General features: G+C 62.2%; 10 protein-coding genes and 6 pseudogenes. 10 read left to right on the top strand and 6 right to left on the bottom strand.

All coding sequences use genetic code 11. From position 1 onward, the window contains the following. Window positions 1-62 precede the first annotated feature (62 nt). A complete protein-coding gene (hmgB, locus tag ACFQJD_RS11925; protein WP_379798464.1) occupies window positions 63-1,400 on the bottom strand; it encodes a hydroxymethylglutaryl-CoA synthase in 1,338 nt (445 codons plus the stop codon). Between the two features lie 41 nt (window positions 1,401-1,441). Continuing rightward, on the bottom strand, window positions 1,442-1,573 hold the full coding sequence (locus ACFQJD_RS11920; protein WP_379798462.1) for a hypothetical protein: 132 nt from the start codon (window positions 1,571-1,573) through the stop codon (window positions 1,442-1,444). Window positions 1,574-1,713: 140 nt separating this feature from the next. On the opposite strand from ACFQJD_RS11920, the gene ACFQJD_RS11915 reads away from it, so the two are divergent. Continuing rightward, a complete protein-coding gene (locus tag ACFQJD_RS11915; RefSeq protein ID WP_379798460.1) occupies window positions 1,714-3,006 on the top strand; it encodes an Ig-like domain-containing protein in 1,293 nt (430 codons plus the stop codon). A 2-nt stretch (window positions 3,007-3,008) separates the two neighbouring features. Next, window positions 3,009-3,320 carry a hypothetical protein gene (locus tag ACFQJD_RS11910; protein WP_379798458.1) on the top strand — a complete coding sequence of 104 codons (312 nt, stop codon included), beginning with the start codon at window positions 3,009-3,011 and terminating at the stop codon, window positions 3,318-3,320. Window positions 3,321-3,327: 7 nt separating this feature from the next. Here ACFQJD_RS11910 and ACFQJD_RS11905 read toward each other — a convergent pair whose 3' ends face one another. The 3 genes from ACFQJD_RS11905 to ACFQJD_RS11895 all read right to left on the bottom strand — a co-directional run bounded on the left by ACFQJD_RS11905 (window position 3,328) and on the right by ACFQJD_RS11895 (window position 5,306). Then, window positions 3,328-3,909 carry a DUF2150 family protein gene (locus ACFQJD_RS11905; RefSeq protein ID WP_379798456.1) on the bottom strand — a complete coding sequence of 194 codons (582 nt, stop codon included), beginning with the start codon at window positions 3,907-3,909 and terminating at the stop codon, window positions 3,328-3,330. A 68-nt stretch (window positions 3,910-3,977) separates the two neighbouring features. Beyond that, window positions 3,978-4,832, bottom strand: a complete 855-nt coding sequence (locus tag ACFQJD_RS11900) for a TatD family hydrolase (RefSeq protein WP_379798454.1) — start codon at window positions 4,830-4,832, stop codon at window positions 3,978-3,980. A gap of 33 nt (window positions 4,833-4,865) precedes the next feature. Continuing rightward, window positions 4,866-5,306 carry an NYN domain-containing protein gene (locus ACFQJD_RS11895; protein WP_379798453.1) on the bottom strand — a complete coding sequence of 147 codons (441 nt, stop codon included), beginning with the start codon at window positions 5,304-5,306 and terminating at the stop codon, window positions 4,866-4,868. A 230-nt stretch (window positions 5,307-5,536) separates the two neighbouring features. On the opposite strand from ACFQJD_RS11895, the pseudogene gcvT reads away from it, so the two are divergent. The 4 genes and pseudogenes from gcvT (at window position 5,537) to ACFQJD_RS11875 (ending at window position 10,725) form a co-directional block, all read left to right on the top strand. Continuing rightward, window positions 5,537-6,684: pseudogene (gene gcvT, locus ACFQJD_RS11890) on the top strand (glycine cleavage system aminomethyltransferase GcvT). Window positions 6,685-7,142: 458 nt separating this feature from the next. Then, window positions 7,143-8,530, top strand: a pseudogene (locus tag ACFQJD_RS11885) (hemolysin family protein). 191 nt (window positions 8,531-8,721) lie between these two features. Then, on the top strand, window positions 8,722-9,591 hold the full coding sequence (locus tag ACFQJD_RS11880) for a universal stress protein (protein ID WP_379798451.1): 870 nt from the start codon (window positions 8,722-8,724) through the stop codon (window positions 9,589-9,591). A 42-nt stretch (window positions 9,592-9,633) separates the two neighbouring features. Then, a pseudogene (locus ACFQJD_RS11875) lies at window positions 9,634-10,725 on the top strand (CNNM domain-containing protein). A gap of 47 nt (window positions 10,726-10,772) precedes the next feature. On the opposite strand, the pseudogene ACFQJD_RS11870 reads toward ACFQJD_RS11875, so the two are convergent. Next, a pseudogene (locus ACFQJD_RS11870) lies at window positions 10,773-11,059 on the bottom strand (amphi-Trp domain-containing protein). Window positions 11,060-11,213: 154 nt separating this feature from the next. Between ACFQJD_RS11870 and ACFQJD_RS11865 the strand changes: the two are divergent. The 4 genes and pseudogenes from ACFQJD_RS11865 to ACFQJD_RS11850 form a co-directional block, all read left to right on the top strand. Continuing rightward, on the top strand, window positions 11,214-11,357 hold the full coding sequence (locus tag ACFQJD_RS11865; RefSeq protein ID WP_379798450.1) for a hypothetical protein: 144 nt from the start codon (window positions 11,214-11,216) through the stop codon (window positions 11,355-11,357). A gap of 64 nt (window positions 11,358-11,421) precedes the next feature. Then, window positions 11,422-12,281: pseudogene (locus ACFQJD_RS11860) on the top strand (M48 family metallopeptidase). Further along, window positions 12,282-12,518 carry a hypothetical protein gene (locus tag ACFQJD_RS11855; RefSeq protein WP_379798448.1) on the top strand — a complete coding sequence of 79 codons (237 nt, stop codon included), beginning with the start codon at window positions 12,282-12,284 and terminating at the stop codon, window positions 12,516-12,518. 654 nt (window positions 12,519-13,172) lie between these two features. Then, window positions 13,173-13,802, top strand: a pseudogene (locus ACFQJD_RS11850) (IS6 family transposase); the annotation flags it as partial.

Genomic DNA, 13,802 nt, shown 5'->3' with positions numbered 1-13,802 from the left:
TCGCGGCGTGAAAACGACCCGTAGGGCGGGAGAATCGTCGGTCCTCGACCCGCCGACGCTCGTTACTCGACGTAGTCGTACTTCCGTTCGTTCATCCGACCCCAACCCGTGAAGACGAACTCGCCGTCGGGCTGGGTGAACTCCTCGAGTTCCGTCTCCTTCTCGTGGTTGTGGACGTCGTGGACGCGTTCGTACTCCTCGAAGGAGAGTTCGTACCGGCGCGAGAGCTGCTCGTCGAGCGTGAGCGCCTGGATCTCCTCTTTCCAGCCGTCGGCGACGGTTTCGGCGTGGATCTCGGCCTGTGCACCCGAGCCGTAGGAGCCGACCAGCAGATGTTCGCCGGCGAGTTCACGCCCGGTTTCGGCGGCGGATTTGAGCGCGCTCGCGCGGGCGACGTGGACCGATCCGGTGTACCAGTTGCCGACCTGTCGGGCGATGTTGAGCGTCGGTTCGATGGTTCGGGCGTACCAGTCGCGGTACATCTCGGTCCGCTTCAGCGAGTCCATGTAGTCGCGAATCGCCTCCTCGTACTCCTCCCACGAGTCGAACGCCTCCTCGCGGGGCTGGCGGCCGATTTCGTCCGTGAGTTCGTCCTCGATGTCAGTCCCGCGGAGCGTGTGGCGATAGCCGAACAGCCCCGCCTTGCGGACCATCCCCGGGAACGGGGTGTGGAACGGGACGTACGCGAAGTCGTCGGGGTGGGTGTCGCCGGCGACGCTCTCGAAATCCTCCAGCGCCTCGCGCATCCGCGCGAGATACACCTGCACCGAACGCTTGCCGTCGACGCTCGGAAACTGCTGGTTCGGCTTCAGGAAATCCGTCTCGTCGGCGCTCCCGTACCCCTGCTCCGTCGAGAGTTCGACCAGGCTCGGATTCTCGGTGATGAGCATCGCCACCGCGCCCGCGCCCTGCGTCGCCTCGCCCGGATCGCCGCGTTCGTAGAGCGCGGTGTCGGTGGCGACGACGAGGGCGGCCCGTCCCCGGTTGCGGCCGGCCTTGATCCAGTTGTACGCGTCGTCGATGCTCTGGGTGCCGGCGACGCAGGCGAACTTCCGCTCGCCCTTGTTCGCGTGGTGGAAGTCGCCGTCGAACACCTGCTCTAAACACCCCGCGATGTACGTCGAGACGGGCTTGGAGTTGTCGAACGCGCTCTCGGTCGCCACGTCGATGCGGCCGATGTCGTCGGGCGTCAGCCCCTTCCGGTCCATCAGTCGCTTCGCGGCGTTCGCCCCCATCGTGACGATGTCCTCGTACGTGTCGGGGAACGACGACGTGACGAGGCCGAGCCCCTTCGTGTACTTCTCCGGGTCTTCGCCTTTCGCCTGCGCGAACGTCCCCGGGAGGTCGAGCTCGAGTTTGCCCGTCCAGATCTCCATGGCGTCGATGCCGACGGCTGTCATGCCAGGAGCTACTGCCAGCCGATATATGTTTTTGTCGATGATTATTTCGTCATATGTCGAAACTCCCCGGGAGAGTCGCCGCTCGCGACGCCCGGCGCGTCGTCGCCGACGTTCGAGAGGGCGTAGTAGCCGACGACGCTCGCCAGCACCACGGCCGTCGCCGCGAGGAGCACCGTCCCAGGAGTCCGGAGCCGCCGCGACACCGATCGCGGATGTGGGGCCGCTTCGACGCGGAGTCCTCCCGTCCGTCGGTAATAACCGTTCGGACGCCGGTGCAACAAGCCTTTACTCCCGGCCCGACTCTCCGCCCGTAATGAGGCTTCGCGCCGACGACCGCGGACAGACCGTGCAGGTCGGGGTGATTCTCCTGTTCGGCATCCTCGTCATCGGCCTCTCGATCTACCAGGCGACGGTCGTCCCCCAGCAGAACGAGCGCGTCGAGTACGAGGCCTATCAGCAGGCCACGGAGGACCTGCTCTCGCTCGGAAACGGCGTGACGACGGCGGCCACGCGGGACGTCGTAACCGGGACGAACGTCCAGACGGGCGCGCGGTACCCCTCGCGCACGATCTTCGTCAACGCCCCGCCGCCGACGGGGTCGATCGGCACCGCGAACGCGCCGAACGTGACGCTCCGTGACGTGCGCGCCATCGGGAGCGAGCCGCGAAACGTCCGCGAGTTCTGGAGCGCCGTCGGCGCGAACCAGCAGTACGAGGCCAGCCGCGTACGGTTCAGCCCGAACTACAACCACTTCGACGCCTCGCCCGTCGTCCTCACGGGGTCGGGCGCGTACCGGTCGGTCGACGACACGGTCGTTCCGCTGACCAGCCAGACCCTGGTCTCGGGGAACCGTATCACCGTCGTCACGCTCCGCGGCGACATGAGCACCGCCGGCTACGTTACGCCCGTCACCGCCACTCCGGTGACTGCGTCGACCCGGACGGTGACGATCACGGGCGACGGCGAGGACTTCTCCATCACCGTCCCGACGCCGGACGACGCCGCCGCGTGGAACGAGCGGGTCGGCCAGTCGCTGGTCGACGGCAACCCGAACGTCGTCTCGGCGACGCCGCACGGAAACGGGTCGGCGACGGTCACGTTCGACGGATTGCGGCAGTACGAACTCCGCCTCGCCGCCGTCGAACTGCGCACGCGGTCGGATTCGAGCGTCGTGGCGTCGCCCGGTCCGGCGTATCTCCTCGGCGTGACCGAAAACGAGACCGCCTTCTCCGGGAAGCCGAAGACGCTCGTCGTCGAAGTGCGCGACCGATACAACAACCCCGTCACCGGTGCGCCGGTGAACTTCTCGGTGACGGCGGGGAGCGGGACGCTCTCGTCGAGCGTCGCGAGCACGGACGACGAGGGCGCGCACGCGTCACGTTCACGCCCGACGGCGACTACACGGGGAACGCGACCGTCGAAGCGTGGCGTGACTACGACGGCGACGGGACGAACGACTCCTACGAGACGACGGCGTTCGAGTTGGTCGTTCTCGACGCTGGCAACCTCGCGGGCGGTGCAGACGACGTCAGCGAGGATATCAATCCGTCCGGCCCGGACGATATGCTGTTCGTTAGTGCGAGCGAAGCCGCGAAAGATAGGGTGAATATGACCTTCGATGCCGGCGGGTCGACGAGGACGCTCACGCACGCCCGCGTCTCGTTTTACTACCCCGACAGTTCGCCGATTGCCAAGTCGTGGACGCTCCAGAACAATCAGTACCTCGCCATTGGCGGACCGCTGACGAAGCTGAACAACAACATTACAATCTCCGGGACGACGTCGATCTCCATCACGTTCGACGACGATACGAATCAGAACAGCAAATCGAAGGTGGACGTCGACCTGGACTTCTTCATCATCTCGTTCAAGTTCGCCGACGGCTCGACCGATTCCTACTTCGTGCCGGTGCAGAAGTGACGTTCTGTTAGCCTTCGTCTTCTTCGACGACTTCGGGGTCGCTCATCGCGCTCTGGAGGCTGTCGAGCCCGTTGACCCACTCGGAGACGAGACCGTATTCGAGTTCGTCCACGAGTTCGATGTCGAGTTCGTCGCCGTCGATGATGCGGGTGCCGGCCTGCACGAGGTAGCCGAGGGCAGCGTCGACGTCGTCCTCGGCTTCGGCGTCGGCCGCGGCGCGGACGTACTCCTCGACGCTCGCCTCCTCGGCCGCCCCCGCGTGGACGTACTCCTCGGCGGCGTAGAAGACACAGACGAGGCTCGTCTGGACGCCGTCGATGAGCATCCGCTTTTCCTCGTCGTCGAAATCGACCTCCGCGAGGACGATCTCGCGGACCTCCTCCAGTTCCTGGACGGCCTCCTCCTCGTCGAGCTGTCCCTCCCGGTAGGCTTTGAGTATCTTCGCGACCGCGATCGCGGCGTCGTCCTGTAGGTTCAACAGGAGGCGCGCGGACTCCTCGTCCTCGGGGTCGAGATCCTCCTCCGCCACCCGATCGAGCCAGTTTTGCCAGCGTTCTTCGGTGTAGAACGTATCCTCCGCCTCAGTCATACCTTGACCGAGCGCACCACGACTCAAATGCCTTTCCTATCTCACGTTCGGTGGAGAACGGCAAACGATTACGTTCCCCGCGAGAGCGTCGCTTCCGTGTCGATTCCGTACACCGACTCCGGCGTCTCGACGTGGGCCACCCTGACGGCGTCGTCGTATCCCTCCGAGCGGAGCCACCGCACGCGCCGCGGGACGGTCTTCGGCCCGAGCACCGCGCCGGGTCGGTCCGGGTCGTCGACGAAATCCGTCTCCATCAGGAACGGGTCGCCCCGTTCGGCCGCCTCCCGGAGCCACTCCTTCCGGCTCATCACGCTCGGCGTCGGCCCGTCGAGTTTCGGCCCGGCGTAATGTTTGACCACCTTCGAGGGGTCGAGACCCCGCTCGCTCGCCCACGCCGCGACGTCGGTCAGGTCTGCCGTCTCCTCCGTGTGGAGCTGGACGGCACAGCCGCGGTCGGCCCCGAGCGACAGCGCGTGTTTCAGAACGGCGTTCGACGCCTCCCACGCGTCGTCGGACACGTCGTAGTGGGGCCGACCGGACTTGAGCGCGAGCGCGCGCCCGTCGGCGACGTAGTCGGCCGCGACGTCGAGACCGGCCTGCATCAACTCCCGCGCCTCGGCGGGCGAGAACCCTCGCTCGTCGGTCAGGCGCGTCATCAGGCCGGGGTGGACGCCGAGGACGGGCCACGCGCGGCCGTCGAGCACCTCGCTCGCCGCCGCCACCGTCTCCAGCGTCTCGTCGAAGACGGCGCGAAAGTCCATGCCCGTCTCCGCCTCGACGCCCAGTTGCCACGAGGGTTTGTTGACCACGAGCAGGTGCGTGCCGCCGAGGTGGGCGAACTCCCGTGCGGCGTCGACCCCGCGCCCGTTCGCCGGATCGAGGTGCAGGTGATTGTCCAGAACGGGCGTGTCGAGTTCCTCCATACGCCCCGTCGGCGTCGCGGGCGAAAAAGGCTGTCACTCCCCGAGCGTGACGCTCTCGGCGGCGGCGTTCCGGAGGGCGTCGGACCGGCCGTACGCGCCCGGCGCGATGGCGATGGTCCGCAGACCGCAGGCGTTGGCCGTCTCGATGGCGGGCTTGAAGTCCGTGTCGCGCGAGGCGACGGCGACGACGTCCGCCTCGCCCTCGACGGCGATGCGCGTCAGATCGACGGCGAGTTTCACGTCCACGTCGCCGCTGGTGACGACGACTTCGAAGCCCCGCGCCTCCGCCGCCTGGATGAGTTCCGGCGTCGCGTGTTCGTCGACGTAGAGGCGCGTGACGGCCGGCCGGCCGACGGCCTCCGCCGCCTCCCGCACGTCGTCGAGGTCGACGTCGAACTCCTCGCGGAGGACGTTCGGCCCGTCGACGAAGAGGGCGACGCGCACGTCGCCGCTCCCCTGCACTGGTTCGTCCATACGTCCGATAGGTGGTCGTGCGCGCAAATACTGTGCGATTCCGGAGCGACGGATGCGGTGCGATCTCCACTCGCCTCGAAACGTTCGACCGCGAACTCTACGCCGCCGAAGTCGCCCTCCGAGCCACCCCAGAGCACGCGTATCGCCGGCTGTCGGATTTAATATAGCGGATAGTAATTTATCAGAGGGCGACACCAAAGCATTACTTCTCCGTGTTCCGAGTAGGTAATATGGCCTTACGGAACCCACCTCTCCGCGACGTCCACACAGCCCGTGGCGCGAAGTTCACCGAGTTCGGCGGCTGGGACATGCCGGTCGAGTTCGACTCGATCCGCCAGGAACACGAGGCGGTCCGCGAGTCCGCCGGTATCTTCGACGTCTCGCACATGGGTGAGATCTCGGTGTTCGGCCCCGACGCGACGACGCTGATGCAACGGCTGACGACCAACGACGTGACCGAACTCGATCCCGGCGAGTCGCAGTACGCCTGCATCACGGACGAAGAGGGTATCATTCTCGACGACACGGTGGTCTATCGCCTTCCGGACGACGTCGACGGCGACGCCGACACGCCGTCGTATCTGTTCATCCCGAACGCGGGCCACGACGACCAGATGTACGACCGCTGGGAGCGCCACCGCGCGGAGTGGGGGCTCGACGCCACCGTCCGCGACGACACCGAGGAGTGGGCGATGTTCGCGGTGCAAGGATCGGACGCCCCCGGACTCGTCTCCGACGTCGCCGGGGGCGACGTTCTCGACCTCTCGCGGTTCGAAGCGGCGTACGCGACGGTCGCGGGCGTGCGGTGCTGGGTCGCCCGAACGGGCTACACCGGCGAGGACGGCTTCGAACTCCTCTGTCCGTGGGACGACGCGGAGACGGTCTGGTCGGCCATCGACTGCCAGCCCTGCGGCCTCGGCGCGCGCGACACCCTCCGCATGGAGATGGGCTTTCTCCTCTCCGGGCAGGATTTCGACCCCGAAGCGAACCCCGGAACCCCTACGAGGCGGGCGTCGGCTTCACCGTCAAACTCGACACCGAGTTCGTCGGCCGCGACGCCCTCGAACGGATCGACAGGGAGGGCGTCGAGGCGCGTTTCCGCGGCTTCGAACTCCTCGAACGCGGAATCCCCCGTCACGGCTACGCGGTGACCGACGCCGACGGCACGGAGATCGGCGAGATAACGAGCGGGACGATGAGCCCGACGCTCGGCGAACCCATCGCCCTGGGGTACCTGCCCGTCGAACACGCGGATCCGGGCACGAAAGTGAGAATCGTCGTCCGCGGCGACGGCAAGCGCGCGCGGGTGGTCACGCCGCCGTTCGTCGAAACCTGGTGTTCTGAGCTGTCGACGCCGTTTATCAGGACGAGCCCGTAGTCGCACTCGGTACACCGGTATTTCGTCTTCTCGCCGAGGTGGACGTTCGTGCTCGCCGTCTGCCAGAAGGCGTCGTTGCCGCACTCCGGGCAGTCGTGTTCGAGTTCGAGGCTCATGCGCCCGACTCCGGGAGCAGCGGTGTTGAAGATGTTGATTTCCGCACTCTGATAAACTCCATATCGCGATACGAAATCCGTCTGGCCAGAAGATGAGACCATTCTCAATGCATACGCCATGCGTGGTCAGCCGTCGTTTACCACGAACTCGTCGACTCACAGCTCTCTCGTTCGAATCCTAGTCAGTCATTTCGGCAGGCTCGACGGGTTGGAAGATGTCGACTACCAAGATCATCTCCTGGTTCTCGGAGAATAGCCCCGCGCACCGATGTCGGTTTCTCCGGCGACTCTGACGACGGGTACACAAGGGTTACTTTTCTGCTCTGGTAATAGCCGGTATTGATGGTGTCATCTGTGCTCACAGCAGTATCTGAGGCCAGTATCATACTGTCCACTGTCCCGATTATCGGTGTCGAACTGGGGCAGGCTGGAATCACTGCGATCGGTATCTGCCTGATTCTCCTACTCCTCTTGGGTTCTGGGTTCTTCTCGTCGTCCGAGATAGCGTTGTTCTCCCTGCCCGCTCACCAAGTTGACGCGATGGTTGAGCAGGGCTTGCGCGGCGCGCGCGCGGTGAAGTCCCTCAAGGAGGACCCCCACCGCCTTCTCGTGACGATTCTCGTGGGAAACAACATGGTCAACATCACGATGTCCTCGATCTCGACGACACTCGTTGGCTTTTACTTTGATCCGGGCACGGCAGTCATCGTCTCGTCGCTTGGTATCACGTCGATGGTCCTGATATTCGGCGAGACTGCGCCCAAGTCCTACGCTGTCGAGAACACCGAGTTGCACGCACGGCGCGTCGCCCGTGGCCTGAAAATCGTCGAGAAAGTGCTGTGGCCGCTCATCATCTTGTTCCACTACGTGACCTCACTCGTAAACAAGGTCGTCGGTGGCAGCTCGGCCATCGAATCCTCGTACGTCAGCCGTGACGAGATCCGGAACATGATCAAGACAGGCGAGCGAGAGGGTATCCTCAACGAGGAAGAACGCCAGATGCTCCAGCGCGCTCTGCGATTCACCGATGCCACCGCCAAGGAGGTGATGACCCCCGCCTCGACATGGCCGCAATCTCCAGCGACTCGACTGTCGAGGAGGCTATCAAGACCTGCGTCCAGTCAGGACATGCCCGGCTGCCGGTCTACGCGGACACGCTGGACAACGTGATTGGTATCTTCGATATCCGTGATTTAGAGGATTCTAACTACGACGATTTCGCGGATCTCAATGTGGAAGAAGTGATCAATCCAACGCTCCACGTCCCCGAGTCGAAGAACGTTGACGTACTTCTCTCGGAGATGCGTGAAAACCGGATGCACATGGTCGTCGTCATCGACGAGTTCGGCGCCACAGAGGGCCTCATCACGATGGAGGACATGACCGAGGAGATCGTCGGCGAGATACTGGCGGGTGATGAGGAGCACCCGATTGAGTTCGTCGACGACGATACTGCCCTGGTTAACGGCTCAGTCAACATCCATGAAGTCAACGAGGCGCTCGACATCGTCCTGCCGGAGGGCGAGGAGTTCGAAACGATCGCGGGCTTCATCTTCAACCTCGCGGGCCGTCTCGTCGAGCAAGGCGAGGAGTTCGAGTACGAGAACGTCGACCTGCGCGTCGAACAGGTGGAGGACACTCGCATTCAGAAGGTCCGAGTGACCGTCGATCGTGATACTCCAGATCCGGCCACGGGGGAACCGCCGGCCGGAGCGGACGAAACAGACTGAGCCGCAGTATCGAAGCGGCGGAGACAAACGTCAGAAACCCACTGCTCGATGGACAAATTCGAGTGTATACACCGGTATAGGGACGCAGGAATGAGCGTCCGCTGGGCGGTCTCCGAGCGTTGAAAACGACTCTCTCGAGTATAGGTGCAAACCATTAGGAGACGGGTACACGTATCATGTTCTACCGAGCTATGTACGAGAACATTCTCATCCCGTACGACGGTAGCGACGGGGCAGCCGAGGTGCTCCACCACACCAGCGAGATCGCTCACTTGGCCGACGCGACCATCCACGTACTCTACGTTGCCGACACGACACGTGACAGCGTCACCGTCGTTGAGGGCCAAACGGTCGATGCGCTCGAACAACACGGCGAAGACGTGGTCGACGAGGCGGCAAAAACGCTCGATACACTCGGGGTTTCATACGACACCGACGTCGTCCAGGGCAATCCGGCGCCGACGATCGTGGATTACGCCGAGCGGTACGACCAGGATTTAGTCGTGATGGCGACTCACGGTCGTGAAGGGGCCTCACGATATCTTATCGGAAGTGTCTCCGAGAAGGTCGTCCGGCTCTCCTCGGTTCCCGTCCTCACAGCTCGGATGCAGCCCGATGAAACGCTCGAATTCCCCTACGAGAAAATCCTCATCCCAACGGATGGGAGTCCCGCGGCGACGCACGCTTCCGAGCACGTCGTCGAACTTGCGGCGTCGCTTGATGCAACCATACACGTCCTGTCTGTCGTGGACGACTCTGTACTCGGGCCGGATGTCCGGTCGACGATTTCCGGGAAAGAAAGCGAGCAGGCCGCGACCGACGCTGTCGAGACCGTCGTCTCGGAGGCCGAAACACACGGGGTGACGAATACTATCCGCCATATCGAACACGGAGCGCCTGCTGAGGTAATTCTCGACTGTATCGAAGCGAACGATATCCACGCCGTTGGGATGGGGACCACAGGGAGACGGGGAACGGATCGGATTCTACTCGGGAGCGTCGCCGAGAAGACCGTCCGCGCTGCACCAGTTCCCGTCATCACGGTTGGACGCGGGAAGTAGCGGTTCCATGAGGTGTCTCGCGCCTATCGAACTTCCTTACTTATTTACTGCGAGGATTCAGTAGCCGGACACAATGACCCGCTTGAGCTTAGCCTCCGCTTGGTCGCTGGTCTCGCTCTCATCTTGGCCAACGGCTTCTTCGTCGCTATCGAGTTCGCATTGACGCGCGCTCGACCGTTCAGCGAACAAGAGTTCATTGATGGCACCGGCCCTCGAACGGGCATGGGAGATGACGAACGACCTGGAGATCTATCTCACGACGTGTCAGGTCGGGATAACTGCATCTAGCATCGCGGTCGGGATCGTCGCAGAGCCCGCCCTGGCGGCGTTATTCGAACCGTATTTCGCCGCCACACCGCTCGCGTCGATCGGAGCGGGTGCGATAATCGCATTCGGGATTATCAATCTCGTCCATCTCACGCACGGCGAACAGACGCCGACCTATCTCGGTGTCGAGCGCTCCCGGATGGTGTGCCGGTACGGAGCGACACCGCTGTACTGGTTTAATTGGCTTATCTCTCCGCTCATTACGCTCGGCGACTGGATCGCCAAGGCCGCGCTCAAGTTGTTCGTATCGAGATGACCGGGGCGTGGCTGGAAACTGAAGAAGAGATTCTCGAATCACGAGCCCGGCTCCGTAATCGGCTGCATTCGCTTCTTGAGGAGGGTGAACCCCCGGAGGAGCGGCGCGACGAAGTCCTTGGCGCACTCGACATCGACGAACTCTCAGTCAGCGAGATCATGGTTCCGACAGACGACATTATCGCGCTCTCGACCACACTCTCGGTCGACGAGAATTTCGACCGTATCCGAAACACGCCACACACCCGATTTCCACCAGTCGGTGAGGAGCTGACCGACTTCCACGGAATTGTGTACGCACCGTCGATTATCGACCATTACGAGGACCTTGTGGAGGGCAGTATCTCCTTCACCGAGATCGCGGCACCCCCGATGACACTCGCGACGGAGACGAACGTCAGCGACGCATTCGACCAGTTCCAAGCCGAGGACCAGGAACTCGCGCTCGTCCTCGAAGATGGTGACGTCGTGGGACTCCTCACGGCGACGGATGCCCTCGAAGCGGTAATGGGCGAACTTGAGGATCCACTCGACCAGCAGGCATCAACCTGACTCGGCTAACGGGGGTGCGAAGGTCGTTAGAACGCCATTTTACCGAATTACTCGATCTCGAGACTACCAGAGCTCCCCTCAGCACCCTCACTGTTTTCATCCCACTCGAGTTCGAACTCGATGCTCAACTCTCCACGGCCATCCGTCGGCCCTTCGCGTTCGGCTTTCACTTCGAACGTCGGCCGTGCCGGGGGATCCATCGTGACGGACTCTGACCCTGCCTTCAGGGTGATCGAGCCCCCTGTTCGAGCTTTTCGGCGACGCTCCGGAGGTACGACGCGATTTCGTCTCGGCTCTGGGCGCTCTCAGATTTAAACAGGACTTCTTCAGGCATACACCAGCTGCTACACGCCCCAGTCAGATAAGCACGCTCCCGTTGCATCAACTGGCGATTTAACTACCATCGAATAGGTCGAAACCTAACACTGGTTTGTCAGCGAAGCGGGTCCGGCACAAGCTTCATATCGGTGGCCCTGTGGCTTCCGTGTATGCTTGAAGCAGAGTTCGAAGTCTGTGCTGAGTGTGGAAATCTACACATGGAAGGTGGTCCCGCCCCGGATAGTCTCTCCGAATGCGCGGTCTGTGGCGGCGACCTGCGTGACGTGGAGTTAGACGATCTGATCGGGTTGTAGTAGCCGGGTTTATACGTCCGACCTCGTAATCTCCCCTATGAGACATTTCGGGCTCAAGGTACGGATGGCCGTCGTCGGTGTCATCCTCGCGGGATTCTATCTCGTCGCCGTCGCTGCCGCGATGGTGGCGTTCGGCCAGGAATCCTTCCGTTCGCCATCGTCGGAAGTCTCCTCCTCGTCGTCGTCCAGTACAAGATCGGGAAGTGGTCCGCCTTACGGAGCGTCGGTGCCGAGGACCTCCCCGAGAGCCAGTACTCGCAGATTCACCAGTTCGTCGAGCAGGTTTGCCGCGATAAGAACATGGAGAAGCCGTCGCTGAAGATTGCCAATATGGGTGTGCCGAACGCGTTCGCGGTCGGCCGCCGCGGCAACGGCACCGTCGTCATCTCCCGGGAGCTCATCCAGCTGCTCGACCGCGACGAACTCGAGGGCGTCATCGCTCACGAACTCGCGCACATCGACAACCGTGACGTCATCACGATGCAGCTCGGACAGGGCATCGCCTCGATCGTCGCCATCGTCGCGCAGTTCGCTGTCCTGTTCACCGGCGAGAACGACCTCGCGGACTTCTTTCTCGCCATCGTCGTCGGCAACATCGTCCAGTTCGTCGTGATGATCTTCGTCCTCGCCATCTCGCGGTACCGCGAGTACGTCGCCGACGCCGATGCGAGACGTGCCATCGGTTCCGGCGACCCGCTCGCTCGTGCCCTCGAGAAAATTCACCAGGGCAACCAGCAGACCCGAGAACCGGCTCGGCATACCCAGCACGGTCGTGGTCGCGCCCGCGGCGACCGGCGCCGCGACGCGAACGTCGACCAGCAGGTGAGCGCGCTCTGCATCTCCAGCCCCGACCGTGGCTTCCTCCAGCGGATCGTCTCGACGCACCCGCCGATGGAAAAGCGCATCGAACGGCTTCGCTCGTAGATGGCCGGGGTACGCGAACTCCTTGCGATCGTCCTTGGTGCCGCGCTCGGCGTCGCGTTACTTGTTGCGCCGCGAACCATGCTTCGGCTGTCCGTGTTTGTCGGCCCGAATCGTCGACGCCGCGGTGAATACGGCATTGACAAAGCGATTCCTGCCCGGTGGACGTGGATTGCCCGCGGGCTTGGCGTCGTTTGTGTCGCAATAGCCGCGTTCATCGCCTACCAGACGTACGCCTAACCACTCTGTCTACCGGTTCGGGAACGTGGGTTGAGGGCCTGTGTTGGGATGTGAGTCCGCATCGCCCGAGAACGGCAACGTACACTTCGGCAGACGACCGCAAAGGATGGACAGGTGGCAATTACTCACCGTTCGCTCGTACAGTACCTCTATTCGACTTTTTCTGTGACGTATCCTGTCTTAGTAACGGTTGTGCGACTCGCCGAATTGTGTCAATCCTGCCAGCGAACTGTACGGGATCATCTGACTTGTCGAGCCTGAAATCTGTAGCCAAACTGCTTCTTGTCGCGGGCAAAATCGGCTGATACAGACGAGTTTCGGGTAGAATAGATGACTATCACCGATTTTGATAAGTGAAAACGACGTGGTGAGGACACGCCGGCAGAACAAATTCATCGATCCAACCTTAGCACTACAGCATAACCTCTGGGGTCTATTCTAGTCCGTTGGACGAATTCTTGAGAGAGCAGCGGCTAGAATCATTAGTGACAGCGACTCGCGCGTCACAGCGGATAGTGTTCCGTCACATCGCACAACGTTCCCATTACGAATGGCCCAGTTACGATTCCACACCACTCTACGATCAAAACTCACTGGACGCTGTTGAGGTAGCGTTGCGATAAGGAACGAGGCAGTCAAAGATTTGAGTGGCCTATGCTCGATCTCGACCGCCTCAGCGGCGATAGCGGTTGTATCGAGTTAGAATTTCTGGAGCGAGAGGCGACACCTGAGCCGGCGATGAAGCTCGGTATCCAACTCCATCTGACTGGATTATCACTCTCGGATACCGTCTCTATTCTTGAGATGTTGGGTGTCGATCGCCATCGAAGCACCGTGCATCGATGGGTACAGAAGGCCGATTTACAGCCGACAGACGGTGCTGATCCGAATCACGTTGCGGTCGATGAAACCGTAATTCAACTCAACGATGAGCGATATTGGCTGTACGCTGCTGTCGATCCCAATACCAACCGCCTGCTCCTTCGGCTCTATCCGACGAGAACCACCGCGATTACCTCGATGTTTCTCTCAGAATTACGTGAGAAACATCAGATCGACGATGCCACCTTTCTTGTCGACGGTGCTCCGTGGTTGCAGGCGGCTTGCCACCGTCATGGACTCCGATTCCAGCATATTACACATGGGAATCGGAAGGCCGTCGAACGTGTCTTTCATGAAGTAAAACGACAAACTCACCAGTTTTCAAATACGTTCAGCCACGTCGAACCGAGTACCGCTGAAAATTGGTTACAAGCGTTTGCCTTCGCATGGAACCAGCTTATC

Origin of the sequence: Haloplanus sp. GCM10025708 (assembly GCF_042663985.1) — an archaeon.
GTDB classification, from domain to species: Archaea; Halobacteriota; Halobacteria; order Halobacteriales; family Haloferacaceae; genus Salinirarus; species Salinirarus marinus.
Note: the sequence above shows the minus strand (reverse complement) of the source record. Positions and strands in the feature narration are given on the sequence as shown.

What these genes read in the sequence shown, in the direction of transcription:
- ACFQJD_RS11915 (WP_379798460.1), top strand. Translation starts at nt 1,714, where the DNA reads ATGAGGCTTCGCGCCGACGACCGCGGACAGACCGTGCAGGTCGGGGTG.
- ACFQJD_RS11855 (WP_379798448.1), top strand. Translation starts at nt 12,282, where the DNA reads ATGGCCGGGGTACGCGAACTCCTTGCGATCGTCCTTGGTGCCGCGCTC.
- ACFQJD_RS11905 (WP_379798456.1), bottom strand. Translation starts at nt 3,909, where the DNA reads ATGACTGAGGCGGAGGATACGTTCTACACCGAAGAACGCTGGCAAAAC.
- ACFQJD_RS11910 (WP_379798458.1), top strand. Translation starts at nt 3,009, where the DNA reads ATGACCTTCGATGCCGGCGGGTCGACGAGGACGCTCACGCACGCCCGC.
- ACFQJD_RS11900 (WP_379798454.1), bottom strand. Translation starts at nt 4,832, where the DNA reads ATGGAGGAACTCGACACGCCCGTTCTGGACAATCACCTGCACCTCGAT.
- hmgB (WP_379798464.1), bottom strand. Translation starts at nt 1,400, where the DNA reads ATGACAGCCGTCGGCATCGACGCCATGGAGATCTGGACGGGCAAACTC.
- ACFQJD_RS11880 (WP_379798451.1), top strand. Translation starts at nt 8,722, where the DNA reads ATGTACGAGAACATTCTCATCCCGTACGACGGTAGCGACGGGGCAGCC.
- ACFQJD_RS11895 (WP_379798453.1), bottom strand. Translation starts at nt 5,306, where the DNA reads ATGGACGAACCAGTGCAGGGGAGCGGCGACGTGCGCGTCGCCCTCTTC.
- ACFQJD_RS11865 (WP_379798450.1), top strand. Translation starts at nt 11,214, where the DNA reads ATGCTTGAAGCAGAGTTCGAAGTCTGTGCTGAGTGTGGAAATCTACAC.